Origin of the sequence: Stenotrophomonas pictorum JCM 9942, assembly GCF_001310775.1 — a bacterium.
Classification (GTDB): domain Bacteria; phylum Pseudomonadota; class Gammaproteobacteria; order Xanthomonadales; family Xanthomonadaceae; genus Stenotrophomonas; species Stenotrophomonas pictorum.
Genome location: NZ_BAZI01000810.1, coordinates 1 through 554 on the forward strand (window position 1 = coordinate 1; position 554 = coordinate 554).

Consider the following 554-nt stretch of genomic DNA (forward strand, 5'->3'; position numbering starts at 1 on the left):
CCGCTTCACTGCGGTACTTGCCGCTGGCCGGGTCCGGGCGGAAGCGCGCGGCCGGCGCACCGGCCACCACCGCGGCGTTGTCGCTGTAGGCGCTCAACGTGTGCTGCGGGGTCTGCTGGTGGGTGTACTTGATCATCTTGAACAGCGAGCGGTCCTGCTCGGTGCCGTCGATGGTCCAGCTGGCGTTGAAGATCTTGTGGCGGCAGTGCTCGGAGTTGGCCTGCGCGAACATCATCAGTTCGACGTCGGACGGATCACGGCCCAGTTCGCCATAGCGCTGGCGCAGATAGTCGATCTCGTCATCGGCCAGGGCCAGGCCCAGGCGCTTGTTGGCCGCGGCCAGATCCTCCAGCGCGATACGCTCCAGCGTGCCGCGGCCGACGCTGTTGAACAGCGTCTGCGCCTGGTCGATGTCGGCCAGCAGCGACTGGGTCATCGGATCGTGCAGCAGCTTGGCCACGGCGGCCTGCCGGGCCGGGTCGGCAGGCCAGCCAGTGAGGTCGATGCGGGTGCCGCGCTCGACGCGCTGGATCGCCAGGCCGGCACCACGCACC

At 69.0% G+C, this 554-nt stretch carries 1 pseudogene; it reads right to left on the minus strand.

The features are described from left to right. Positions 1 to 554 (minus strand): annotated as a pseudogene (locus JCM9942_RS17810) (phosphoribosylformylglycinamidine synthase); the annotation flags it as partial.